The sequence below is a fragment of the Pseudomonas sp. FA-1 genome (genome assembly GCF_056856075.1).
Genome location: NZ_JBWXTH010000008.1, coordinates 237512 through 262284 on the forward strand (window position 1 = coordinate 237512; position 24773 = coordinate 262284).

Annotated in this window: 24 protein-coding genes; 17 read left to right on the forward strand and 7 right to left on the reverse strand. The window is 64.6% G+C overall.

All coding sequences use genetic code 11. From position 1 onward, the window contains the following. Nucleotides 1-128 precede the first annotated feature (128 nt). The 3 genes from AC1MHZ_RS16395 to AC1MHZ_RS16405 are packed head-to-tail and all read left to right on the forward strand — an operon-like array spanning nt 129 to nt 2582. The gene (locus tag AC1MHZ_RS16395; RefSeq protein WP_482966620.1) at nt 129-1148 is read left to right on the forward strand and encodes an aminoglycoside phosphotransferase family protein; all 1020 of its coding nucleotides are present in this window, start codon (nt 129-131) and stop codon (nt 1146-1148) included. Continuing rightward, the gene (murU, locus tag AC1MHZ_RS16400; RefSeq protein ID WP_324818356.1) at nt 1145-1816 is read left to right on the forward strand and encodes an N-acetylmuramate alpha-1-phosphate uridylyltransferase MurU; all 672 of its coding nucleotides are present in this window, start codon (nt 1145-1147) and stop codon (nt 1814-1816) included. Before AC1MHZ_RS16395 ends, murU begins: the two co-directional genes overlap by 4 nt. 1 nt (nt 1817) lies before the next feature. Beyond that, nucleotides 1818-2582: a DnaJ domain-containing protein gene (locus AC1MHZ_RS16405; RefSeq protein ID WP_084856167.1), complete on the forward strand. Its 765-nt coding sequence runs from the start codon at nt 1818-1820 to the stop codon at nt 2580-2582. 7 nt (nt 2583-2589) lie between these two features. Here the strand turns inward: AC1MHZ_RS16405 and AC1MHZ_RS16410 are convergent, their stop codons facing one another. Next, the gene (locus AC1MHZ_RS16410) at nt 2590-3588 is read right to left on the reverse strand and encodes an alpha/beta hydrolase family protein (RefSeq protein WP_084856165.1); all 999 of its coding nucleotides are present in this window, start codon (nt 3586-3588) and stop codon (nt 2590-2592) included. Nucleotides 3589-3683: 95 nt separating this feature from the next. On the opposite strand from AC1MHZ_RS16410, the gene AC1MHZ_RS16415 reads away from it, so the two are divergent. The 9 genes from AC1MHZ_RS16415 to trpE all read left to right on the forward strand — a co-directional run bounded on the left by AC1MHZ_RS16415 (nt 3684) and on the right by trpE (nt 14683). Then, nucleotides 3684-6071: a PAS domain-containing sensor histidine kinase gene (locus AC1MHZ_RS16415; protein ID WP_482966621.1), complete on the forward strand. Its 2388-nt coding sequence runs from the start codon at nt 3684-3686 to the stop codon at nt 6069-6071. 9 nt (nt 6072-6080) lie between these two features. Beyond that, nucleotides 6081-6713 (forward strand): response regulator, encoded by a 633-nt coding sequence (locus tag AC1MHZ_RS16420; protein WP_224459250.1) that lies wholly within the window; start codon nt 6081-6083, stop codon nt 6711-6713. Between the two features lie 384 nt (nt 6714-7097). Then, nucleotides 7098-8216, forward strand: coding sequence for an ABC transporter ATP-binding protein (locus tag AC1MHZ_RS16425; protein WP_084856160.1), 1119 nt, complete (start codon nt 7098-7100; stop codon nt 8214-8216). A gap of 40 nt (nt 8217-8256) precedes the next feature. Next, the gene (locus AC1MHZ_RS16430) at nt 8257-9291 is read left to right on the forward strand and encodes an ABC transporter substrate-binding protein (RefSeq protein ID WP_482966622.1); all 1035 of its coding nucleotides are present in this window, start codon (nt 8257-8259) and stop codon (nt 9289-9291) included. Between the two features lie 66 nt (nt 9292-9357). Continuing rightward, complete coding sequence (locus AC1MHZ_RS16435) at nt 9358-10605, forward strand: ABC transporter permease (protein WP_368830272.1); 1248 nt, start codon at nt 9358-9360, stop codon at nt 10603-10605. A 12-nt stretch (nt 10606-10617) separates the two neighbouring features. Further along, entirely contained in the window at nt 10618-11445 is an 828-nt protein-coding gene (locus AC1MHZ_RS16440; RefSeq protein ID WP_324815055.1) for an ABC transporter permease, read from the forward strand. 196 nt (nt 11446-11641) lie between these two features. After that, nucleotides 11642-12316 (forward strand): ribulose-phosphate 3-epimerase, encoded by a 675-nt coding sequence (rpe, locus tag AC1MHZ_RS16445; protein WP_084856613.1) that lies wholly within the window; start codon nt 11642-11644, stop codon nt 12314-12316. After that, the gene (locus tag AC1MHZ_RS16450; RefSeq protein ID WP_084856153.1) at nt 12313-13131 is read left to right on the forward strand and encodes a phosphoglycolate phosphatase; all 819 of its coding nucleotides are present in this window, start codon (nt 12313-12315) and stop codon (nt 13129-13131) included. The genes rpe and AC1MHZ_RS16450 overlap by 4 nt, the downstream gene beginning before the upstream one ends. Nucleotides 13132-13201: 70 nt before the next feature. Further along, nucleotides 13202-14683 (forward strand): anthranilate synthase component I, encoded by a 1482-nt coding sequence (trpE, locus tag AC1MHZ_RS16455; protein WP_084856150.1) that lies wholly within the window; start codon nt 13202-13204, stop codon nt 14681-14683. A gap of 117 nt (nt 14684-14800) precedes the next feature. Here trpE and estP read toward each other — a convergent pair whose 3' ends face one another. Further along, the gene (gene estP / locus AC1MHZ_RS16460) at nt 14801-16666 is read right to left on the reverse strand and encodes an esterase EstP (protein WP_482966623.1); all 1866 of its coding nucleotides are present in this window, start codon (nt 16664-16666) and stop codon (nt 14801-14803) included. Nucleotides 16667-17042: 376 nt separating this feature from the next. Here estP and AC1MHZ_RS16465 point away from each other — a divergent pair, with 376 nt between their 5' ends. The 4 genes from AC1MHZ_RS16465 (at nt 17043) to AC1MHZ_RS16480 (ending at nt 20485) form a co-directional block, all read left to right on the forward strand. Next, a complete protein-coding gene (locus AC1MHZ_RS16465) occupies nt 17043-17636 on the forward strand; it encodes an aminodeoxychorismate/anthranilate synthase component II (protein WP_084856147.1) in 594 nt (197 codons plus the stop codon). A gap of 9 nt (nt 17637-17645) precedes the next feature. After that, a complete protein-coding gene (trpD, locus tag AC1MHZ_RS16470) occupies nt 17646-18695 on the forward strand; it encodes an anthranilate phosphoribosyltransferase (protein ID WP_084856145.1) in 1050 nt (349 codons plus the stop codon). Continuing rightward, complete coding sequence (gene trpC, locus AC1MHZ_RS16475) at nt 18692-19528, forward strand: indole-3-glycerol phosphate synthase TrpC (protein WP_084856144.1); 837 nt, start codon at nt 18692-18694, stop codon at nt 19526-19528. Before trpD ends, trpC begins: the two co-directional genes overlap by 4 nt. A 252-nt stretch (nt 19529-19780) precedes the next feature. Beyond that, entirely contained in the window at nt 19781-20485 is a 705-nt protein-coding gene (locus AC1MHZ_RS16480; protein ID WP_084856143.1) for a lipoate--protein ligase family protein, read from the forward strand. Here AC1MHZ_RS16480 and crp read toward each other — a convergent pair. Then, nucleotides 20482-21126 carry a cAMP-activated global transcriptional regulator CRP gene (gene crp, locus AC1MHZ_RS16485; RefSeq protein WP_084856611.1) on the reverse strand — a complete coding sequence of 215 codons (645 nt, stop codon included), beginning with the start codon at nt 21124-21126 and terminating at the stop codon, nt 20482-20484. The two genes, AC1MHZ_RS16480 and crp, sit on opposite strands and share 4 nt — an antisense overlap. 189 nt (nt 21127-21315) lie before the next feature. On the opposite strand from crp, the gene AC1MHZ_RS16490 reads away from it, so the two are divergent. Beyond that, entirely contained in the window at nt 21316-21738 is a 423-nt protein-coding gene (locus tag AC1MHZ_RS16490) for an OsmC family protein (protein ID WP_368830270.1), read from the forward strand. 57 nt (nt 21739-21795) lie between these two features. Here the strand turns inward: AC1MHZ_RS16490 and AC1MHZ_RS16495 are convergent, their stop codons facing one another. From AC1MHZ_RS16495 to AC1MHZ_RS16510, 4 genes are all read right to left on the reverse strand, one after another. After that, the gene (locus tag AC1MHZ_RS16495) at nt 21796-22836 is read right to left on the reverse strand and encodes a DUF2157 domain-containing protein (protein WP_368830269.1); all 1041 of its coding nucleotides are present in this window, start codon (nt 22834-22836) and stop codon (nt 21796-21798) included. A 10-nt stretch (nt 22837-22846) separates the two neighbouring features. Then, a complete protein-coding gene (gene coq7, locus AC1MHZ_RS16500; protein ID WP_084856139.1) occupies nt 22847-23494 on the reverse strand; it encodes a 2-polyprenyl-3-methyl-6-methoxy-1,4-benzoquinone monooxygenase in 648 nt (215 codons plus the stop codon). A gap of 65 nt (nt 23495-23559) precedes the next feature. Next, entirely contained in the window at nt 23560-23898 is a 339-nt protein-coding gene (locus AC1MHZ_RS16505; protein ID WP_084856137.1) for a histidine triad nucleotide-binding protein, read from the reverse strand. 63 nt (nt 23899-23961) lie between these two features. Next, a complete protein-coding gene (locus AC1MHZ_RS16510; RefSeq protein WP_084856135.1) occupies nt 23962-24744 on the reverse strand; it encodes an SDR family NAD(P)-dependent oxidoreductase in 783 nt (260 codons plus the stop codon). Nucleotides 24745-24773 lie beyond the last annotated feature (29 nt).

A 24773-nucleotide genomic window follows, 5' to 3' on the forward strand; every position in this document is an offset into this window, starting at 1 on the left:
TATTAGTCCGGGCTTCCTGCGTGCCATCTGCCCGCGTGTGGGGCCGCACGCCTCTCGATGGTCTGAAAAAGATGCTGGATAATAAAGCATGACCCGCTTGACGGCTAGGGCCGTCGGAGACCCTTGTAATGCCCGATCACGATGTACGCCTGCAACAACTGACCGCCTGGCTCGATGAACAGCTTGCCCACCTTTTCCATGACAACGCCTGGGGCGAAGTGCCCGCAGGCCGCCTGACCGCGGCCAGCAGCGACGCAAGCTTCCGCCGCTACTTCCGCTGGGAGGCCGCTGGCCACAGCTTCGTGATCATGGATGCGCCGCCGCCCCAGGAGAATTGCCGCCCGTTCGTCGAGATCGATCATCTGCTGGCCAGCGCCGGCGTGCATGTCCCCACTATCCACGCCCAGGACCTGGAACGTGGCTTCCTGCTGCTGGGTGACCTGGGGCACAAGACCTACCTGGAAATCATCGATGCCGACAACGCCGATCCGTTGTTCGCCGATGCCATCGAAGCCTTGCTCGCGTTCCAGCGCTTGCCGATGAGCGCACCGCTGCCCAGCTACGACGACGCCTTGCTGCGCCGCGAAGTGGAGCTGTTCCCGGAGTGGTACGTAGGGCGGGAGCTGGGCTTGGCCTTCACCGAGGCGCAGCAGGCGAGCTGGCAACGAGTCAGCCAGTTGTTGATCGACAGCGCCCTGGCCCAGCCCAAGGTGCTGGTGCACCGCGACTACATGCCGCGCAACCTGATGCAGAGCGAGCCGAACCCTGGCGTGCTGGACTTCCAGGATGCCGTGTACGGCCCGGTGACCTACGACATCACCTGCCTGTTCAAGGACGCCTTCGTCAGTTGGCCCCAGGCGCGTGTCGAAGGCTGGCTGCGCGACTATTGGCAAAAAGCGCGCACGGCCGGTATTCCTGTCCAGTCCGATTTCGAGGACTTCCACCGCGCCAGCGATCTCATGGGCGTGCAGCGCCACCTCAAGGTGATCGGGATCTTCGCCCGCATCTGCCACCGTGACGGCAAGCCCCGCTATCTGTCCGACGTACCACGCTTCTTCGCCTACATCGACGAGGTCATCAGCCGGCGCCCCGAGTTGGCGGAGCTGGGCCAGCTGATCGCCGAACTCCAAGCCGGAGCTCGCCCATGAAGGCGATGATCCTGGCGGCGGGCAAGGGCGAACGCATGCGCCCCCTGACCCTGCACACACCCAAGCCGTTGGTACCGGTGGCTGGTCAGCCGTTGATCGAGTACCACCTGCAGGCCTTGGCCCGAGCAGGCTTCACCGAGGTGGTGATCAACCATGCCTGGCTCGGCCAGCAGATCGAAGACCATCTGGGCGATGGCGCCCGCTTTGGCCTGAGCATCCGCTATTCGCCAGAAGGCGAGCCGCTGGAAACCGGTGGCGGTATCTTCAAGGCCCTGCCGTTGCTGGGGGATACACCGTTCCTGCTGGTCAATGGCGATATTTGGACCGACTACGACTTCGCCCGGTTGCGCGCCCCGTTGGCCGGCCTTGCCCACCTCGTGCTGGTGGACAACCCAGGCCATCACGGGCGGGGCGATTTCCGCCTGGCCGGCGAGCAGGTCGTGGACGGCGACGATGCGCCCGGGACCCTGACCTTCAGCGGCATCTCGGTACTCGATCCCGCCCTGTTCGACGGTTGCCAGCCCGGCGCCTTCAAGCTGGCGCCCCTGCTGCGCCAGGCCATGAGCCAGGGGCAGGTCACTGGCGAGCACTATGCGGGCCATTGGGTCGATGTCGGCACCCTCGAGCGCCTGGCCGAGGTCGAGCGCCTGATCGCCGGGCGCGCCTGAGATGTGGTGGCCGAGCACAGTGATCGGGGCCGGCGCCGGTTTCGCCATCGCCAGCATTCCCGGCGCACTGCTTGGCGCCTTGCTTGGCCAGGCCATGGACCGGCGTCTGCGCCTGCAGAGCTGGGACGATGTGCGCGAACGCCTGGGCGGGCGCCCGGCGTTGCGGGACGAGGAGCTGTTGTTCGTGTTGCTCGGGCGCCTGGCGAAAAGCGATGGCCGGGTCGTCGAGGGGCATATCCAGCAGGCCCGCCAGGAAATGACCCGGTTGGCCATGACCGAACCCGCGAGGCTGCGAGCGATCGCCGCGTTCAACCGCGGCAAGTCGGGCAAGGATCGGTTGGGACGTTACCTGCAACGGATCAGGCTGCAACCCCATGCGGCAGAAGGCACCTTGCGCGCCTGCTGCCGCATGGCCTGGGCGGACGGCAAGGCCGGTACCCGTGAGCGCGAGCTGCTGTTGGAATGGGGCCGCGAGCTGGGGCTGACCCGGACCCAGGTCCTTGGCCTGGCGCTGGAATACGAGCCGCGAAAAACGCTTCCGGAACGCGGGGTGATGACGTATTCGGCGGCCTTGCGCCTGCTTGGCATCGAGGCGGACACCGACATCGACCAGGTGAAGCAGGCGTATCGGCGTTTGGTCAGCAAGCACCACCCGGACAAGCTGGCCGGCAGCGGTGCCAGCGAGGCGCGGGTGCGTGAAGCGACCGAGCGCACGCGCGAGCTGCACCAGGCGTACGCCATGGTTCGCAAACGGCGGGGGCTCTAGGCGTACTTTATTCCTGCGGCATCAACCACCCGCGTACCCGTCGGAACAGCTGTTCCTGTGTGGCCGCTGCATTGCCCGGCGTGGCGATCAGCGACAACTGCCGGTAGGGGGCGTCCTTCTGCCGCTTGCTCGCCTGCAGACGCAGCTCGGCGGCGCGTCGGTCGCGCGGCAGGGTGCTGTAGTAGATATCGGCAGTGGGCACCTTGAGCGTCGGCGTCAGGCTTTCGAGGTCGTGCTCGACCCTTGCCGGCGTTTGCGCCGCGACCATCACCAGTTTCTGCACTTGCGGCGGTTGCCGCTCGCTCAGGTAGCGTGCCGCCCAATAGGCGCCGCTGCCATGGCCGATCAGCACGATGCTGCGCGCCTCGTGCTGCTGGGCATAGGCCACGGCGGCATCGAGGCGGGCGAAGATGCGTTCGGCATCGGCCTGGTCGTTCTGTTCGCTGGCGTCCTTGGCGTCGGTACTTTCGGCCGTGTCGGCATCGGGCGCGGTGGCCTGGGCGACGTTGGCGTTGGCATCATCCGGGGTGTCCTTTGCCGGAGCCGCCTCGCCCTTGCCTTTGTCAGGCTGGGCCTGTGGCGTATTGTCGAGCCGTGGCTGCGGGCTGTCGGAGACCAGGTCCGGAAGACTCACGCTCAGGCTGTGCCAGCCGACATCGGGAAACTTGCGGCGCAGCGGGCCGACCGCATTGGGCCAGTCGGCATTCTCGCCGGCCCCCGGAACGATGATCACGGCCCCCTTGGGGTCGCTGTCGTTGGCCGGTTTCCACAGGGCCAGGAAGTTGTCGGCGCCGGCCTGCAAGTTTTGCTGTTCAGCCTTGGGCACCGTGCGTTCGAGCGCCTGGGCGTCTTCCTGGCTGCGTTCTGCCAGGGGCGGGCGGGGTGCAGGGGTGGTGGCCGATGCCTCGGCAGGTTGGGTTGCTGGCGCATCGGCGGCCTGTGTGCCGAGCGGCAAGAGCGAAGCCAGGCAGAACACTGCCAGCGTCGTGCGATAAAGTGTGAACATGGATCTACCCAAGGCCAGAGTGATACCGGCAGCCTAATAGTATTTGTCCGTGACGGCCATGCATGATGGCCGCCCTTGCCAAGACGAGCGTATAGATGAAGCGAGTGCGTCGCCTGTTGGTTATCGGCTGGATGTTGCTGCCCTTGATCGCTTTGGCCCGGCCCGAGCCTGCGCCTTCGGTGGTGCTCGACCCGGCCCAGCAGCAATGGCTGGACAGCCATCGCAGCCTGCGGGTCGGCCTGGTGCTGCAAGCGCCCTACGCCCAGTTCGATCGGCGCCTGCAGCAGCTCTATGGCGCCAACGTGGAACTGGTGACCCAGCTTGCGCGTGCCCTGGAGCTGGACCTTACCTGGCGCAACTTCCCCGACCAGGCCGCTCTGGAGCAGGCCCTGCGCGCCGGCGAAGTCGATTTCGCCCCGGGCCTTACGCAAACCCCGGGCAGCCTGCGTCTGTGGTCGTTCAGCGACCCCTATATGCGCGTGCCCCAGTTGGTGGTCGGGCTGCGCACCGGGGCGCTGGCGGTCGAGCTGGAAAAGCTCGGCGTCAACGACCGGGTCGCGGTGCGCATGCCCAGTGCCTTGGCCGACTACCTGCGAGCCAACTACAGCAACCTGAATCTGCAGGGTGTGCCCAGCGAGCGTCAGGCCCTGCAACTGGTGCTGGGCGGCCAGGCCAGCTATGCGGTGCTGGACGAGGCAAGGCTCAGTGGCTTGTCCCGGGAGAGCGAGTTCGGCGACCTGGCCGTGGTTGGCGATATCGGCTTGCCGCAATTGCTGCGCATCGGCTCGCGGCGCGACTGGCCGATGCTGGCCGACATCCTGGAGCAAGGCCTGCAGGCCATTCCCGCCAAGGCGCTGGAGCAACTGCACCAGCGCTGGTTGCAGCCGAAGTACCCACGCCTGGACGATACCGTGGGCTTCTGGCGCAACCTTGCGCTGCTGTTCGGCCTGTTGCTGATCTGCGCCCTGGCCACGCTGCTGTGGCAGCGCCGGCAGCAGCACCAGCTGGAGCGTCACCTGCTGACCGCACGGGAGAATCTGGTCGAACGCCAGGCCCGGGAGGAAGCGCTGCGCCTTAGCCAGTTCTCGATCGACCAGAGCACCGTCGGCATCCTCTGGGTCAACTGGGACAGCCATGTGCGCTACGCCAACCATGCGGCCGAACGCATGCTCGGCCGTGGCGAGGGTGAATTGCTCGACCGCCCGCTGATCGATTTCGAACCGAACCTGCACATGGACCGCTGGCTGGAGCTGTGGAAGCGGGTCCGCAGCGGTGATGGCAGTGCCGAGCAGTTCGAGACCCAGTGCCTGCACAGCGACGGCAGCCTGCTGCCGGTGGAGCTGTCGTTGAGCTTCCTGCGCTTTCGCGACGCCGAATACCTGGTGGTGTTCCTCACCGATGTCACCGAGCGCCGCCGTGCCCTGGCGGCCTTGCGCGAGAGCGACGCGCGGCTCAAGGGGATTGCTGGCAACGTGCCGGGGCTGGTATTTCGCCTGGAGCGTGACCCGGCCGAGGGTGACCTGGAGTTCCCGTACATCAGTGAGGGCAGCGAGGCATTGGTGGGTTACACGCCTGCGCAGATCCAGCAGCCCGACATGGGCTTGCGCAACCTGGTGCATCCGCAGGATCGCGCCGACTATCACCGGGTCCAGGACCTGGCCCTGGCCACTGACCAGGATTGGTCCTGGCAGGGCCGGATCCTCACGCGCCAGGGCGAGCAGCGCTGGGCCGACATCAAGGCCAGTACGCGGCGGCTGGCCGACGGCCGCGTGGTCTGGGACGGCATTGTCTGGGACATCACCCAGAGCAAGCGGGTCGAGCTCGAACTGGCGCGTTCCCAGGAGCAGTTGCGCGAACTCTCGGCGCACCTTGAGAGCGTGCGCGAGGAGGAAAAGGCCCGCATTGCTCGGGAGGTGCACGATGAGTTGGGGCAGATGCTCACCGTGCTCAAGCTCGAAGTCTCGATGTGCGAACTGGCCTATGCCGAGCTGGACCCGGGCCTGAACGAGCGCCTGGCCAGCATGAAGCGCCTGATCGCCCAGCTGTTCCAGTTGGTGCGTGATGTCGCCACCGCCTTGCGCCCACCGATCCTTGACGCGGGCATCGCTTCGGCCATCGAATGGCAAGCGCGACGCTTCGAGGCGCGTACCCAGATTCCTTGCCTGGTGCAGGTGCCGGATCACCTGCCGGCGTTGAGCGACGCCAAGGCCACCGGGTTGTTCCGCATTCTTCAGGAGGCGTTGACCAACGTGATGCGCCACGCCCAGGCGCATACCGTGCAGATCGAGCTGGCCTGCGAGGCGGACCACCTGCGCATGACCGTCATCGACGATGGTGTGGGATTTGCGCGCAACCAGGCTAGGCCGACCTCGTTCGGTCTGGTGGGGGTGCGTGAGCGTGTGCTGATGCTCGGTGGCAGCATGGAGCTGGACAGCGAGCCGGGTGAAGGTTGTAGCCTGAGTGTGACCATTGCGTTGGGGTAGGGGAGAGCGATCGTGATACGTGTGTTAGTGGCCGAAGACCACACCATTGTCCGCGAGGGCATCAAGCAGTTGATCGGCCTGGCCAAGGACATGCAGGTAGTGGGTGAGGCCGGCAACGGCGAACAGCTGCTCGAGGCCTTGCGCCAGGCGCCGTGTGAGGTGGTGTTGCTGGACATCTCCATGCCAGGGGTGAACGGCCTGGAGGCGATCCCGCGGATCCGCGCCCTGCACAACCCGCCGGCAATCCTGATGCTGTCGATGCACGATGAGGCGCAGATGGCCGCCCGGGCCCTCAAGGCCGGTGCCGCGGGCTACGCCACCAAGGACAGCGACCCGGCCCTGTTGCTGACCGCCATCCGCCGGGTGGCCAGCGGTGGGCGCTATATCGACCCGGCCCTGGCCGATCGCATGGTCTTCGAGGTCGGCCTGACCGAGACCCGGCCGCTGCACACCTTGTTGTCGGAGCGCGAGTTCTCGGTGTTCGAGCGCTTGGCCCAGGGCGCCAACGTCAATGACATCGCCCAGCAGTTGGCGCTGTCGAGCAAGACCATCAGTACCCACAAGGCGCGGCTGATGCAGAAGCTCAAGGTCAATTCGCTGGCGGAGTTGGTGAAGTACGCGATGGAGCATAAGTTGGTGTGATTACGACATCCGTGCCCAGACGCGCGGTTTCCTGTGGGAGATCACCCTGCCCTGCGCAGAGACCAGCCCCATGTGGGAGCGGGCTTGTCCCGCGATTGGGCCTGGCCCGATATCACCATCGCCTGGCAAGGGCTTCGCCCTTGATCGCGGGGCAAGCCCGCTCCTACAAAGAGTCCGCAAAATCCAACAGTTATGAGTTGTTCTATGAGCGCGGGCCGTTCGGGGCCTACGTGTCTTTATCCGAATGCGTCACGCGTGTAGGGCGTTCCCTACAGCAAATCTTCCATCCGGATGATGGCATTCTCTCAGTACCCCCGATTTCCGGGGGCCTTGTAGCTGCTCTACGCTTTGCCTACGCAGTCATTCCAACAAGAAGGTGCAGGCATGAGCGAGGCGAATTCGAACGCTGGCGAGACACTGGTCAGCTTCCGCGGTGTACAGAAGAGCTACGATGGCGAATCGCTGATCGTCAAGGACCTCAACCTGGACATCCGCAAGGGCGAGTTCCTCACCTTGCTCGGCCCGTCCGGCTCGGGCAAGACCACCAGCCTGATGATGCTCGCCGGTTTCGAGACCCCCACCGCCGGTGAGATCCAGCTGGCCGGGCGTTCGATCAACAACGTGCCGCCGCACAAGCGCGACATCGGCATGGTGTTCCAGAACTACGCGCTATTCCCACACATGACCGTGGCGGAGAACCTGGCTTTCCCCCTGAGCGTGCGCAACCTCAGCAAGACCGACATCAGCGAGCGGGTCAAGCGGGTGTTGGCCATGGTCCAGCTCGATGCCTTCGCCAAGCGCTACCCAGGCCAGCTTTCCGGTGGCCAGCAGCAGCGTGTGGCCCTGGCCCGCGCCCTGGTGTTCGAACCCCAGCTGGTGTTGATGGACGAGCCGCTCGGCGCCCTCGACAAGCAACTGCGCGAACACATGCAGATGGAGATCAAGCACATCCACCAGCGCCTGGGCGTGACCGTGGTGTACGTGACCCACGACCAGGGCGAGGCGCTGACCATGTCCGACCGGGTGGCGGTGTTCCATCAGGGCGAGATCCAGCAGATCGCCGACCCGCGCACCCTCTACGAAGAACCACGCAACACCTTCGTCGCCAACTTCATCGGCGAGAACAACCGTTTGAACGGCACCTTGCTGATGCGCGACGGTGATCGCTGCCAGGTCCAGCTGCCCCGTGGGGAGCGGGTCGAGGCCCTGGCAGTGAATGTCGGCCAGGCCGGTGAGCCGGTGACCTTGTCGATCCGCCCCGAGCGTGTACGCCTCAATGGCCACAGCGAACGCTGCGTCAATCGCTTCTCCGGGCGGGTCGCCGAGTTCATCTACCTGGGCGACCACGTGCGGGTACGCCTGGAGGTGTGCGGCAAGGGCGACTTCTTCGTGAAGCAGCCGATCGCCGAACTCGACCCGGCCCTGGCCGTGGGCGACGTGGTACCGCTTGGCTGGGAGGTGGAGCACGCCCGCGCGCTCGATCCGATTGCCGAAGCCCATTGAAGGTTTGCTTCACCAACCCTGAACTGTGGAGAGAACAATAATGCACAAGCAGTTGAAACTGACCGCCCTGGCCCTCGGCCTGTTCGTCGCCGGCCAAGCCCTGGCCGCGGACCTGACCGTGGTGTCCTTCGGCGGTGCCAACAAGGCCGCCCAGGTCAAGGCGTTCTACGAGCCATGGGAGAAGGCGGGCAAGGGCAAGATCGTCGCCGGCGAGTACAACGGAGAAATGGCCAAGGTCAAGGCCATGGTCGACACCAACAGCGTGTCCTGGAACCTGGTGGAAGTGGAGTCGCCGGAACTGGCCCGCGGTTGCGACGAGGGCATGTTCGAAGAACTCGACCCGGCGCTGTTCGGCAACGAGGCCGACTATGTGCCGGGCGCCATCCAGCCCTGCGGTGTAGGCTTCTTCGTCTGGTCCACTGTGCTGGCCTACAACGCCGACAAGCTCAAGACCGCCCCGACCAGCTGGGCCGATTTCTGGGACACCAAGCAGTTCCCGGGCAAGCGCGGCCTGCGCAAGGGCGCCAAGTACACCCTCGAATTCGCCCTGATGGCCGACGGTGTGGCACCGAAGGACGTGTACAAGGTACTAGCCACCAAAGAGGGCCAGGACCGCGCCTTCAAGAAACTCGACCAGATCAAACCGAGCATCCAGTGGTGGGAAGCCGGTGCCCAGCCGCCCCAATACCTGGCCTCGGGTGACGTGGTCATGAGTTCGGCCTACAACGGCCGGATCGCGGCGGTGCAGAAGGAAAGCAACCTCAAGGTGGTGTGGAACGGCGGTATCTACGACTTCGACGCCTGGGCCATCCCGAAAGGCGCGAAGGATGTCGAAGAGGCGAAGAAATTCATCGCCTTCAGCGTGCAGCCCGAACAGCAGAAGACCTACTCCGAGAACATTGCCTACGGCCCGGCCAACGCCAAGGCGGTCAGCCTGCTGTCGGACGCGGTGAAGAAGGATATGCCGACCACGCCTGAGAACATCGCCAACCAGGTGCAGATCGACGTGGCCTTCTGGGCCGACAACAGCGAGCAGTTGGAACAACGCTTCAACGCCTGGGCGGCGAAGAAGTAAGCCGCGCTGACGGAGCGCCGGCCATCGCGCCGGCGCTCATCGTTCCCCAGATTTTCGGAGTTCGCCATGGCCATTGCAGTGCCCCTGAACGAAGGCGCAGGTAAAAGCCTCAAGCAGCGCCTCAAGCACGCCGAGCGGGTCAACCGTTGGAAGGCGCAGGCGTTGATCGCGCCGCTGGCGCTGTTCCTGCTGCTGGTGTTCCTGGTGCCGATCGCGGCACTGTTGTACAAGAGCGTCGGCAACCCTGAGGTGGTGACCGGCCTGCCGCGCACCGTCCAGGCCATCACCCAGTGGGATGGCAAGGGCCTGCCGGGCGAGGACGTGTACAAGGTGCTCAGCGAGGACCTGGCCGAATCACGCAAGAAACAGACCCTGGGCGATCTCTCCAAGCGCCTGAACATGGAACTGGCCGGCTACCGCAGCCTGTTGGCCAAGACTGCCCGGGCGTTGCCGTTCAAGGCCGAGCCCGCTTCCTACAAGGACGCCTTGCAGGCGCTCGACGAGCGCTGGGGCGACCCGGCCTACTGGCAGGCGATCCGCCGCAACACCAGCACGGTCACGCCCTTCTACCTGCTGGCGGCCCTGGATCACCGCATCGATGACCTGGGCGAGGTGGCCAAGGCGACCCCTGACCAGTCCATCTACCTGGACATCTTCACCCGTACCCTGTGGATGGGCGTGGTGATCACAGCGATCTGCCTGGTGCTGGCCTACCCGTTGGCCTACCTGCTGGCCAACCTGCCGACCCGGCAGAGCAACCTGTTGATGATCCTGGTGCTGTTGCCGTTCTGGACATCGATCCTGGTGCGCGTGGCGGCGTGGATCGTGCTGTTGCAGTCGGGGGGGCTGATCAACAGCGCACTGATGGCCATGGGCATCATCGACGAGCCACTGGAGCTGGTGTTCAACCGGACCGGCGTATACATCTCGATGGTCCATATCCTGCTGCCATTCATGATCCTGCCGCTGTACAGCGTGATGAAGGGGATTTCGCCCAGCTACATGCGTGCAGCGATTTCCCTGGGTTGCCACCCGTTCGCCAGCTTCTGGCGGGTGTACTTCCCGCAGACCTACGCCGGTGTCGGTGCCGGCTGCCTGCTGGTGTTCATCCTGGCCATCGGCTACTACATCACCCCGGCATTGCTGGGCAGCCCGAACGACCAGATGGTCAGCTACTTCGTCGCCTTCTATACCAACACCAGCATCAACTGGGGCATGGCCACCGCGCTGGGTGGGCTGTTGCTGCTGGCGACCGTGCTGCTGTACCTGATCTATAGCTGGCTGGTCGGTGCCAGCCGCCTGCGCCTGAGCTGAGGAGCCCTTGTCATGCTGAGCCCTTACATGTCGCCCGTGGAGCGGGTCTGGTTCTACAGCCTGCGCATCCTCTGTGGCCTGATCCTGTTGTTCCTGGTACTCCCGGTGCTGGTGATCGTGCCGCTGTCCTTCAACAGCGGCAGCTTCCTGGTGTACCCGCTGCAGGGCTTTTCGCTGCAGTGGTACCAGGACTTCTTCGCCTCGGCCGAATGGATGCGGGCGTTGAAGAACAGCATCATCGTCGCGCCGGCAGCCACCTTGTTGGCCATGGTCTTCGGTACCCTGGCCGCCATCGGCTTGACCCGAGGTGACTTCCCCGGCAAGTCGCTGGTGATGGCCCTGGTGATTTCGCCCATGGTGGTGCCGGTGGTGATCATCGGCGTGGCCAGCTACCTGTTCTTTGCCCCGCTGGGCATGGGCAACAGCTTCATTTCGTTGATCCTGGTGCATGCGGTGCTGGGCGTGCCGTTCGTCATCATCACCGTGTCGGCGACCTTGCAGGGCTTCAATTACAACCTGGTGCGGGCGGCAGCCAGCCTGGGCGCTTCGCCGCTGCTGACCTTCCGTCGGGTGACCTTGCCGCTGATCGCCCCGGGGGTGATCTCGGGGGCGCTGTTCGCCTTCGCCACTTCGTTCGACGAAGTGGTGGTGACGCTGTTCCTCGCCGGCCCCGAGCAGGCGACCCTGCCACGGCAGATGTTCAGCGGCATTCGCGAGAACCTGAGCCCGACCATCGCCGCGGCGGCGACCTTGCTGATCGCGTTTTCGGTGATCCTGCTGCTGACCCTGGAATGGTTGCGCGGGCGTAGCGAGAAGCTGCGGACCCAGCAGCCGGCCTGATCGTGGGTATCGACACCGAACTTGTGGGAGCGGGCTTGCCCCTCGATTGCGGCAGTGAAGCCAACATCGCAATCGCGGGACAAGCCCGCTCCTACAGGTTCGGTGCTGGCGAGCGATCGAATTGATACCAATCAGCCCTCATCCGCCTCCCTGAGTTACAATGCGCGCCACCGTGATTTCTGCCAACAGGTGCGCCATGCAGCCCTACGCTATTGCTCCCTCCATCCTCTCCGCCGATTTCGCCCGCCTGGGCGAGGACGTCGACAAGGTACTGGCCGCCGGGGCCGACATCGTTCACTTCGATGTGATGGACAACCACTACGTACCCAACCTGACCATCGGCCCGATGGTCTGCAGCGCCCTGCGCAAGTACGGCGTGACCGCACCGATCGACGTGCACCTGATGGTCAGCCCGGTCGATCGCATCATCGGTGACTTCATCGAGGCTGGCGCCACCTACATCACCTTCCACCCGGAAGCTTCCCAGCACATCGACCGCTCCTTGCAACTGATCCGCGACGGTGGCTGCAAGGCTGGCCTGGTGTTCAACCCGGCTACCAGCCTGGATGCGCTTAAATACGTGATGGACAAGATCGACATGGTCCTGCTGATGAGCGTCAACCCAGGGTTCGGCGGGCAGAAGTTCATCCCCGGCACCCTCGACAAGTTGCGCGAAGCCCGTGCCTTGATCGACGCCAGCGGCCGCGATATCCGCCTGGAGATCGATGGCGGCGTCAACGTCAACAACATTCGTGAGATCGCTGCCGCCGGTGCCGATACCTTCGTGGCCGGTTCGGCGATCTTCAATGCGCCGGACTACCAGGAAGTCATCGCCAAGATGCGCGCCGAGCTGGCCCAGGCTCGCCCATGAGCGGCTTCGAGCAGCTGTTCCCAGGAGCGCTGCCCAGGCTGGTGATGTTCGATCTGGATGGCACCCTGATCGATTCGGTCCCTGACTTGGCTGCCGCCGTGGATCGTATGCTGCTCCAGTTGGGGCGCCCGCCCGCGGGCCTGGAGGCCGTGCGCCACTGGGTCGGCAACGGCGCCCAGGTCCTGGTCCGGCGTGCCCTGGCCGGTGGTCTGGACCACGATGCAGTCGACGACGAGCTGGCCGAACAGGGCCTGGCGCTGTTCATGGAAGCCTATGGCGAAAGCCACGACCTGACGGTGGTCTACCCTGGCGTGCGCGATACCCTGCGCTGGTTGCGCAAGCAGGGTGTGGAGATGGCGCTGATCACCAACAAGCCCGAGCGCTTCGTCGGTCCGTTGCTGGACCAGATGAAGATCGGCCGCTATTTCCGCTGGATCATCGGCGGCGACACCCTGCCACAGAAAAAGCCCGACCCGGCTGCGCTGCTGTTCGTCATGAAGATGGCCGGCGTGCGCCCCGAGCAGTCGCTGTTCGTGGGGGACTCGCGCAGCGATGTACTGGCGGCCAAGGCGGCCGGGGTCAAGTGCGTGGGGCTGACCTACGGCTACAACCATGGGCGTCCGATCCATGAAGAATCGCCCAGCCTGGTCATCGACGACCTGCGCGCCCTGTTGCCAGGTTGCTTACTCCCGGCCACTGGGATAACGTTGGCGGACCTTCAGGCCTCACAAGACAGAGAGTCCACCGTGGCGGTTACCGGCAAATTCTGGATGAAAGTCATCAAGGCCCTGGCCCGTTGGCGCTGGCGCGCCTGACTCCTGCCCGCCGGCGCCTGCCGGCCCGTCCGCTTGCCCGACCCTATTGCTGCTTGCCACGAGGCTACCCATGACCCGCGAAGAATTCCTGCGCCTGGCCGCTGCCGGCTATAACCGCATTCCCCTGGCCTGTGAAACCCTGGCCGACTTCGATACACCGCTGTCGATCTACCTGAAGCTGGCCGACCAGCCCAACTCCTATCTGCTCGAGTCTGTGCAGGGCGGCGAGAAGTGGGGCCGTTATTCGATGATCGGCCTGCCGTCGCGCACCGTGCTGCGGGTGCATGGCTACCAGGCGAGCATCCTGCAGGATGGCGAGCAGGTGGAAAACCACGAGGTGGAAGACCCCCTGGCCTTCGTCGAAGCCTTCAAGGACCGCTACAAGGTAGCCGACATTCCAGGCCTGCCGCGTTTCAACGGCGGCCTGGTCGGTTACTTCGGCTATGACTGTGTGCGCTATGTGGAAAAGCGCCTGGGGGCGTGCCCGAACCCGGACCCGCTGGGTGTGCCGGATATCCTGCTGATGGTCTCCGACGCCGTGGTGGTGTTCGACAACCTGGCCGGCAAGATGCACGCCATCGTGCTGGTCGACCCGGCCCAGGAGCAGGCCTACGAACAGGGCCAGGCCCGCTTGCAGGGCCTGCTGGCCAAGCTGCGCGAGCCGATCACTCCGCGCCGTGGCCTGGACCTGAGCGGCCCGCTCGCCGCGGAGCCGGCATTTCGCTCCAGCTATACCCGCGAGGACTATGAGAACGCGGTGGGGCGCATCAAGGAATACATCCTGGCCGGCGACTGCATGCAGGTGGTGCCGTCCCAGCGTATGTCCATCGACTTCAAGGCCGCGCCGATCGACCTGTACCGTGCCTTGCGTTGCTTCAACCCGACGCCGTACATGTACTTCTTCAACTTTGGCGATTTCCATGTGGTCGGCAGCTCCCCAGAGGTGCTGGTGCGGGTCGAGGACAACCTGGTCACCGTGCGGCCGATCGCCGGTACCCGCCCGCGTGGTGCGACCGAGGAAGCCGACCGGGCGCTGGAAGACGACCTGCTGTCGGACGACAAGGAAATCGCCGAGCACCTGATGCTCATCGACCTGGGGCGCAACGATGTGGGCCGGGTGTCGTCCACCGGCAGCGTGCGCTTGACCGAGAAGATGGTTATCGAGCGCTACTCCAACGTCATGCACATCGTCTCCAACGTCACCGGCCAACTGCGCGAAGGGCTGACCGCGATGGACGCGCTGCGCGCGATCCTGCCAGCTGGCACCTTGTCGGGAGCGCCGAAGATCCGAGCCATGGAGATCATCGACGAGCTGGAGCCGGTCAAGCGTGGCGTCTACGGAGGAGCGGTGGGCTACTTTGCCTGGAACGGCAACATGGATACCGCCATCGCCATCCGTACTGCGGTGATCAAGGACGGCGAGCTGCATGTGCAGGCCGGTGGCGGTATCGTGGCCGATTCGGTGCCGGCGTTGGAATGGGAAGAAACCATCAACAAGCGTCGGGCAATGTTCCGCGCGGTGGCTCTGGCGGAGCAGACACCGGCCAAATAAGCCTTTGATCCACGGCTGCCGAGCAGCCCATCGCCGGCAAGCCGGCTCCCACAGGTTCGAGAACTGCGAAAACCTGTGTGAGCTGGCTTGCCAGCGATTGGGCCGGCCCGGGTTGGCCTAGAAATCCAGGCTCAACGCCAGGCTCACGCCTTGCTGGGTCACGTCATCACTCTTGCGCCAGTTGTAGTTCCCACGCACATGCACCCCTGCCACCAGCTCATGGGTCAGCCCCAGGCTGGCCCGCGTCAGGTTGCTGTCTGGCGTATAGCCTGTGAGCGTGAAGTCGTGGGCCGGCAGGCTGGTCAAGTGCATGGTCAGGTCCTGGCGATCATCTTCGAACTCGTGCTCGCGAGCGACTTCGGCGAACAGCCGGGTGCCGACCGTGAACTGATACCCGCCTTGCAAGCCAAGCCCCAGGCGCCGCGAAGTCCGTTCCTGGTCATCGAAGGCCAGGGCCGTGGAGCGCCCGCTTTTTTCTTCGTAACCATCGACCTTGACCCGTGCATAATCGGCGCTGACGAAAGGTGACAGCTGCCAGGCGCTGTGCTCGGTCGCCAGGTTGTAGCCCAGCCGGCCGGTGAGCGCCCAGGCTTCGCCATCGGTGTCGCCTTTCTCGCTGCGCTCGCCGGCGCCGAGCGCGAAGGTGCGCTTGAGGTCGTGATAGTCCAGGTGCCCGGCGGTCAAGGCCGCATCTCCCCACCAGCGGCCCTGGCGATACTGGGCGAATACCGTGGCGAGGTAGCTGTCGAGCTTGTAGTCCGAGTCGTGCGCGCCGGCTTCGAGTTTTTGCCGGTTCACGCCTGCGGCCAGGCCGATGCGCCAGGCGTCGTCGAACCGGTAGCTGCCGCCCAGGGTCAGGTTGTAGCCACGGCCATCACCGCTGGCGCCGCTGCGCTGGCCGTCGAAGTCCAAATCCTGGGCTCCCGTGGCGACGAACGGTTGCCATTGGCCAACCGCCTGCCAAGGGGCCTGCCATTGGTTGCGCAGTTCGTCCTGGTGGGCGCGCAGGTTGCCGTGGGCCATTTCCGGCAGCAGCGTCAGTTCCCAGGGTGCGGCCAGGATCGAATAGCCATAGTCGGCGATCAGTTGCTGGCCGGCGATGGTCGGGTGGACCGAGTCGTTGAACAGCAGCTTGGTCGGGTCCGGCGCGGTGCCGTTGGCGCCATACACCGGGTTGCCCACGCAGCCTTCGCCGCTGTAGCAGGTGCCGACCAGGTTCTGGTCGGTCGCCAGGCCGAACTCGGCGGGGCTCGCCAGAGCTTCCTGGAGGAGCATCGGAATGTTCAGCGGGATGATCTGGGCATCGATCTGCCCGAGCTGGTTCAGCAATGACTGGTTGAATACGCCGGACAATTGCGACAGCGGGCCTTCAAGTGGCGTGCCGCTGTAGTTGGGGGTCTGGCCCAGGTCTGGCAACAGCCAGACCATGATGTAGCGTGCTCCACCCTGTTGCAGTGCGTGGGCGCTTGCCGCCAGGCGCCCACCTGCGGCTGCAGCGTCAGCCGGCGTGTTGACCAGGCCCTGGAGGAAATCGTTGCCGCCGCCGGTCAGGTAGTACAAGGCGTTGGGGTCGGCGAACTTGCCATTGGCCAGGTAGCCGTCGCGTTCGCGCAATACCAGGCCCGCCCCCGGGCGGCCTGGTGGGATGACGGTGCGTGAGGTGTCGGTGATCGAGTCGAGTATCTGCTGCGTGGTGTAGCCGCCGACGGCCCAGTTGTTGCCGTCGGGCCGGGTACCGATGGACGTGGAGGGGTTCAGCTCCTCGGGCGCGACTCCCAGGCGGCTGCCGAGGATCATCGGCGTGACCGGCGCATAGCTGCCATCGGCGTTGCGGTTGGTGAAGCGCAGGCCGAACTGCCCGGCATCGCTGAGGCTATCGCCGAACACGATCATCGAGGAGTAGGGCGAAGGTGCCGCCATGGCGTGGCTGCAGGAAAGGGCCAGCAAGCCCAGCAAGGAGCGAAGAAAGGGTGGTTTTTGCATGGAGGAAGATCCTTTTCATTGTTTTTATCAGGACAAGCCGATTGACCTTAGCAAACCTGTGGTCATTCTTCCCGAGTGGATTCGTTTCGCCGTGTTTACGGGCATATTGCACCCGCCGTCCCGGTAGGCTACTGTGCCGTGACGTATGAGCGAGACCTAATCCTGTGTTGATCGTCAGCAAACTCTTGATGCGCGTTATCAAGGCCCACGCCCGTTGGCGTTGGCGCGCCTGACTTTATCTCCTGCCGGCCAGCCCGGCCCGTCCCCGTTTGCCTCCCAGCTGTTTCACCGAGCGCACCCCGCGCGATAGCCCGCCTTTGCGTCCGGCGCTGGAAGGTTCGAATTCAAAGTCAGTAGATTCAAGAGGTTCAACCCGATGTTACTGATGATCGACAATTACGACTCCTTCACCTACAACGTCGTTCAATACCTGGGCGAGCTGGGTGCCGAGGTCAAGGTCATTCGCAACGATGAAATGACCATCGCCCAGATCGAAGCCCTCAACCCCGAGCGCATCGTGGTTTCTCCTGGGCCTTGCACACCGAGCGAGGCGGGCGTCTCCATCGAGGCCATCCTGCATTTTGCCGGCAAGCTGCCGATCCTCGGCGTGTGCCTTGGGCACCAGTCCATCGGCCAGGCTTTTGGCGGTGACGTGGTACGTGCCCGCCAGGTGATGCACGGCAAGACCAGCCCGGTCCACCATCGCGACCTGGGTGTGTTCGCCGGGCTCAACAACCCACTCACCGTGACCCGCTACCATTCCCTGGTGGTCAAGCGCGACACCCTGCCCGACTGCCTGGAAGTCACGGCCTGGACCGCCCATGACGACGGCTCGGTCGACGAGATCATGGGCTTGCGCCACAAGACGCTGAACATCGAGGGGGTGCAGTTCCACCCCGAGTCGATCCTCACCGAGCAGGGGCACGAACTGTTCGCCAACTTCCTCAAGCAGACCGGCGGCCGCCGCTAAGGATCGAACATGGATATCAAGAGCGCGCTGGGCCGTATCGTCGGCCACCTGGACCTCACCACCGAGGAAATGCGCGACGTCATGCGCCAGATCATGACCGGCCAGTGCAGCGAGGCACAGATCGGTGCCTTCCTGATGGGCATGCGCATGAAGAGCGAGAGCATCGACGAGATCGTCGGCGCTGTGTCGGTGATGCGTGAGCTGGCCGACAAGGTCGAGCTCAAGACCCTGGACGGTGTCGTCGACATCGTCGGTACCGGCGGCGACGGTGCCAATATCTTCAACGTTTCCACCGCGTCGTCCTTCGTCCTGGCGGCAGCGGGTTGCACCGTGGCCAAGCACGGCAATCGCGCGGTATCCGGCAAGAGCGGCAGTGCCGATCTGCTGGAGGCTGCCGGTATCTACCTGAACCTGACTCCGGTCCAGGTCGCCCGCTGCATCGACAGCCTGGGGATCGGCTTCATGTTCGCCCAGACCCACCACAGCGCCATGAAGCACGCTGCTGGCCCACGCCGTGACCTGGGGTTGCGCACCCTGTTCAACATGCTTGGCCCGCTTACGAATCCGGCCGGTGTGAAGCACCAGGTGGTCGGGGTGTTCACCCAAGCCTTGTGCCGTCCCTTGGCCGAAGTGTTGCAGCGCCTGGGCAGCAAGCATGTGCTGGTGGTGCATTCCAAGGACGGCCTGGACGAGTTCAGCCTCGCCGCGCCGACCTTCGTGGCCGAACTGAAGAATGACCAGATCACCGAATACTGGGTCGAGCCCGAAGACCTTGGCATGAAGAGCCAGAGCCTGCATGGCCTGGCGGTCGAGGGGCCGCAGGCTTCGCTGGAGTTGATCCGCGATGCGCTTGGCCGGCGCAAGACCGAGAACGGCCAGAAGGCTGCCGAAATGATCGTGCTCAATGCCGGTGCGGCCCTGTATGCCGCCGATCATGCGATGACCCTCAAGGGGGGCGTCGAGCTGGCCCATGACGTGCTGCACACTGGCCTTGCCTGGGAGAAGCTGCAGGAGCTGGGTGCCTTTACCGCCGTATTCAAGCAGGAGAACGAAGCATGAGCGTGCCGACGGTGCTGGAGAAGATCCTTGCCCGCAAGGTCGAGGAAGTGGCCGAGCGCAGTGCCCGGGTCAGCCTGGCCGAGGTCGAGCGCCTGGCCAAGGCAGCCGATGCGCCGCGTGGCTTTGCCCAGGCGTTGATCGAACAGGCCAAGCGCAAGCAGCCGGCGGTGATCGCCGAGATCAAGAAGGCTTCGCCCAGCAAGGGGGTGATCCGCGAGCATTTCGTGCCTGCCGACATCGCGGTCAGCTACGAGAAAGGTGGGGCGACCTGCCTGTCGGTGCTGACCGATGTGGACTACTTCCAGGGTGGCGATGCCTACCTGCAACAGGCCCGCGCCGCCTGCGCGCTACCGGTGATTCGCAAGGATTTCCTGATCGACCCATACCAAGTCGTGGAAGCCCGCGCCCTGGGGGCCGACTGTGTGTTGCTCATCGTCGCCGCGCTGGATGACGTGCGCATGGCTGAGCTTGCGGCCACCGCCAAGGACGTCGGCCTCGACGTGCTGGTGGAAGTGCATGACGGTGACGAGCTGGAGCGCGCCCTGAACACCCTCGATACACCGCTGGTGGGGGTGAACAACCGCAACCTGCATACCTTCGAGGTCAGCCTGGAAACCACCCTCGACCTGTTGCCCCGTATCCCGCGTGACCGGCTGGCCATCACCGAGAGCGGCATCCTCAATCGTGCCGACGTAGAGCTGATGGAGATCAACGAGGTGTACTCGTTCCTGGTGGGTGAGGCGTTCATGCGCGCCGAGCAGCCGGGGCTGGAGTTGCAGCGTTTGTTTTTCCCCGAACGGGCGGTGAAGACCGTAGGTCAGGCATTGGACTGATCGAATCGAAAGCCGGCGTAATGCCGAATGCCTGTCAGTTAAGGCCCCATCGCCGGCAAGCCGGCTCCCACCTGTCCTGCGCTGCTGTTGTAGACACCGCGGAACCTGTGGGAGCCGGCTTGCCGGCGATGGGCTGCGAAGCAGACCCAAATGCAGCCGATAAGGCTTAACTGACTGGCGTTAGGTAATGCCGGCTTTTTTGAAGCGGGTTTACCCGCGAAAGGCTCAGTGACAACAACAGTAGGTGGATCAATGAGCGACCAACCCCTGGCCCTCACCGTTGAACAGGGCCTGCACGCCGAGCAGGACCTGCTGGCCGCCGTCTGCCGCGGCGAACGCGATTCCGGCGTATTGTTCTGGCGCCCCACCGACCGTGCTCTGGTGATGCCACGACGCATGAGCCGCCTGGACAACTTCGAAGCCGCCTGTGCAGAGCTGGCGATTGCAGGGTGGCCGGTGCTGCTGCGTGAAACCGGCGGTGAGCCGGTGCCGCAGTCCCACACCACGGTGAATGTGGCGCTGGTCTATGTGGCGCCGCGCAGCGAGGGCGATCATGGTCGCATCGAAAACGCCTATGAGCGTTTGTGCCTGCCATTGTGCGACGTGCTGCGCGAGTGGGGCGGCGTGGCGTCGGTCGGGGAGATCGATGGTGCGTTCTGTGATGGGCGGTACAACGTCAACCTCAATGGCCGCAAGCTGGTTGGCACTGCCCAGCGCTGGCGCCAGGGCCTGGGCGGCAAGCGGGCAGTGGTGTTGGTGCACGGTGCGCTGTTGCTGGACAACGAACGTGAGTCGATGGTCGCGGCGGTCAATCGCTTCAATGAATGTTGCGGGCTGGAGCAACGCTGCCGCGCCGACAGCCATATCGCCTTGCACGAGGTGGTGCCGCAGGCGCCCTGGTTCGAGCGCCTCAGCCAGGCCTATGCCGAGGTGATCGCGTCGATCCCGCGCGACTAGCGGGTGCCGTGAACCACCATGGTCTTGCCCTTGACCTGTACCAGGCTGCGTTCTTCGAGGTCCTTGAGGACGCGGCCGACCATCTCCCGTGAGCAACCGACGATACGTCCGATCTCCTGACGGGTGATCTTGATCTGCATGCCGTCCGGGTGGGTCATGGCGTCGGGTTGCTTGCACAGGTCCAGCAGGCAACGGGCGACACGCCCGGTGACATCGAAAAAGGCCAGGTCGCCGACCTTGCGTGTGGTGTTGCGCAGGCGCTGGGCCATCTGGCTGCCGAGGGCGTAGAGGATGTCCGGGTCGTGGCGGGCCAGTTCGCGGAACTTATCGTAGCTGATCTCGGCCACTTCACATTCGGTCTTGGCGCGAACCCAGGCGCTGCGTTGTTGCGCCTGGCCTGTAGACTCGAACAGGCCCAGCTCGCCGAAGAAGTCGCCACTGTTGAGGTAGGCGATGATCATTTCATGGCCATCGTCATCTTCGATCAGGATGGTCACCGAGCCCTTGATGATGAATGACAGTGTCTCTGCCCGGTCGCCTGCGCAGATGATGTTGCTCTTGGCGTTGTAGCGGCGTCGCTGGCAGTGAGCCAGCAGTTTGTCGATGTTCTTGATCTTGGCGGGCAGGGCTGGAGCAACCATCACGAAATCCTGTTCGATGCGACGCATGGGCTTTTTATAGGATGCTGGCCTCACGCGCCAGTCATTTGGCGTCAGCTTATCAGACGTTGCCGTTTGTATCGGCATGAAAGCGACGCGTCTTGAGCTTTTCCGACAGCGTCACAAGGACTAAGCTGACGGCCTTTTCTGAAATTTAGGGAGTCCAGATACATGAAGGCACGCATCCAGTGGGCCGGTGAAGCGATGTTCCTCGGCGAGTCGGGGAGCGGCCATGTCGTGGTCATGGACGGGCCTCCCGAGGCGGGCGGGCGCAACCTGGGCGTACGCCCGATGGAAATGCTGCTGCTGGGCCTGGGTGGCTGCAGCAGCTTCGACGTGGTCAGCATCCTGAAGAAGTCCCGCCAGGCCGTTGAAAGCTGTGAAGCCTTCCTGGAAGCCGAGCGCGCAAGCGAAGACCCCAAGGTGTTCACCAAGATCCACCTGAACTTCGTGGTCAAGGGGCGTGGGCTCAAGGAAGCCCAGGTCAAGCGTGCGGTGGAACTGTCGGCGGAGAAGTACTGCTCGGCGTCGATCATGCTCGATCGGGCCGGGGTGGAAATCACCCATGGCTATGAAATCATCGAGCTGGGTTGAGTCGCCCTGCTAGCGCCGCACCTACAGGTGCGGCGCAAACCTTGGCAGGCCAGGGGTTCAGTCACGCAGCGCCGGCAGTGCCTGGCGCAACCACCCGGGCAGCCACGCGCGCAGCGCCTGGCTCAGCTGCTCCCGACGCTTCTGGTAAGCCAGCCCCAGGCCGATCATGGCCAGGCCGATCAGCGTCAGCAGCACCGGGAACAGCAGCGAATCGGCGAAGACCTCATAGGAGAGGTAGCCCAGGTAGGCCGCTACGCCCATGGTACCAAAGACCATGAACACAGCCCGACGCAGCAGCACCGCCAGGCCCATCAGGCCAAGGTTGATCAGGCAGTAGAGCGCCTTGCCCAGCTCGCTGCCGCTGTCCAGCAGTGTCAGCCCGCCCCAGAATGCGGCCAACCCGGCCAGGTAGCCCCAGCCGGCATAGTCTCGCCGCGTACGGCCATCCACCACGATGAAGACCAGCAGCAACACCAGGCCGAACCACAGCGAGACGGTACGCCGCTGCTCCCAACTGAACGGCGAGCCATAGAACCATTCGCTCAGGTCCATCGACATGAACCACAAGGCCACGGCGATGGGCATGACGATGAAGGGGAAGGGCACCAGGCGCAGCATCACCAGGCCGGCGACCACCGTGGCGGCTTCCATCAGCACCCAGCCACCCTGCACATAGGTGTAGTACTGGTGATAGTCCGTCAGGTTGTCGTCAAGCGGCCACCAGCCTGCCAGGCGTTCGATGGCGAACACGGCCAGTGGCACGATGCTCACCGCGACCGCCGCCAACACACCGCCGGCGATGGGCTGCCCACGGCGCTGCAGGGCCAGCGCGAACGCGGTCAGCAGCGCGATATACGAAGTGGCGACGGCCAGCAGGGCCACATCGCCGACGCGCATCCAGGCTTCGGTGAGCAGCCAGCCCATGGCGGCCATGATCAGCAAGGCGCCGAAATAGAATGCCACGTGGGCCAGTTGGAAGGAGCCGCGGCTTTGCGGTTGCTTGCGCAGGAAGCCCAGCAGGGCCTGATCCTGGCCCGGCTGGAGGATGCCCGCTTCCACGGCGCGTGCCAGGTCCCTGGCGTCGAATCGTTCCGTCATCGATGGCGTCCTAGATACGATAGGTGCTCTTGGTCATCACCTTGGCCATCAGGCTCATGCCCAGGCGGATCGGAGCCGGGAAGCGATAACCGCCGGCCTCGAGGGCCGACTCGGCGTGCTGTTCTTCGTCGACACGCATCTGTTCGAGAATGGCACGGGACTTTTCGTCTTCCTGGGGAATCTGCTCCAGGTGCTCATCCAGGTGCTTGCACACCTGGTGTTCGGTGGCAGCCACGAAGCCTAGGCTGACCTTGTCGCTGACCAAGCCGGCGAGGGCGCCGATACCAAACGACATGCCATAGAACAGCGGGTTGAGCACGCTGGGGTGGCTGCCCAGCTGACGGATGCGCTGTTCGCACCAGGCCAGGTGGTCGACTTCTTCCTCGGCAGCATGCTCCATGGCCTTGCGCACTTGTGGCAGCTTGGCGGTCAGGGCCTGGCCCTGATAGAGCGCCTGGGCGCAGACTTCACCGGTATGGTTGATGCGCATCAGGCCGGCGACGTGGCGGGTCTGGCTTTCGTCCAGTTCCGCATCCGGCTGGATGATGGCCGGGGACGGGCGGGCGGGTTGGCCGCTGAAGGGCAGCAAGGTGCGCATGGCGGTATCGGCCTGCAGCAACAAGCGGTCGAGCGGCGAGTAGTGACGTTCGGTAGCCATCGGGCACCTCCGCTAGAGTGTGCCCGACAGTTTACCGCAATCGATGGGCAGGGGGATGCCCTGGATCAGCCCGGCGGCCAGTGCATCTGGCGCTGGCCGAGCACGTGCATGTGGATGTGGTAGACGGTCTGGCCGCCTTGCTCGTTGCAGTTCATGACCACACGGAAGCCTTCCTCGCAGCCGAGCTCCTTGGCCAGGCGCTGCGCGGTGAACAGGATATGGCCGGCCAGGCCTTTGTCTTCTTCGGTCAGGTCGTTGAGGGTGCGGATGGGCTTTTTCGGGATGACCAGAAAATGCACCGGCGCCTGCGGGGCGATATCGTGGAAGGCCAGAACCTGGTCGTCCTCGTAGATGATCTTCGCCGGGATCTCCCGGTTGATGATCTTGGTGAAGATAGTCTCCACAGCACTTGCTCCATGGTGAGGGTCGGGCCGAGTGTACCCAGCGCGACGACGCTCGCCCAGTGGCTATTGGAAGCCGACCGGGCAATAGCGGCGGTTGACCAGGCCGGCCAGCTTGCGCGCAAGCCAGCGTGGCATCACGCGTGGCAGCGCCGCCAGCCAGCGGTTGCGCCGGCCCGGCATGATCACGGCGCGATTCTTGTCCAGCGCGCGCACGGTGTAGAGCGCCACTTCTTCAGGGCTCAGGCAGCGCGTGCTGCCTTCGAGGCGGGGAATGTGGCGGCGCGACGAGCGCACCGGGCCGGGGCACAGCACGGATACCTTGATCCCGGTCCGCTTGAGTTCTTCGCGCAGCGCCTCGGAGAAACTCACCACATATGCCTTGCTGGCTGCATAGGCAGCCATCCAAGGGCCGGGCGCTGCGCTGGCCAGGGAAGCGACGTTGAGGATCTGCCCGCCACCCTGCACCGCCATCAGGTTGCCGATGGCATGACACAGGCGGCTCAGGGCAAGGATATTGACCTCGAGCAGGTCCTGTTCGTCTGCCCACTCATGGGCCAGGAAGGGGCCGTAGGCACGCTGGGCCGCGCAATTGACCAGAAGGTCGATGCGCCGCTCGCCTTCCTCCAGCTCGAGCACGAAGCCCGACAGGCGCAGGGGCTGGCTCAGGTCGCAGGCGCGGAACAGGACTTCGACACCGAAGCGCTGGGTCAACTCGATGGCCACGGGCTCCAGGGTTTCGCGGTGGCGAGCCACCAGGATCAGGTTGCGCCCGCGCCGTGCCAGTGCTTCCGCCAGGGCCAGGCCCAGGCCGCTGGAAGCTCCGGTGATCATGGCGTAACGGGTCATGCAAGGCTCCTGGGGGCTGAAGAGGGCGC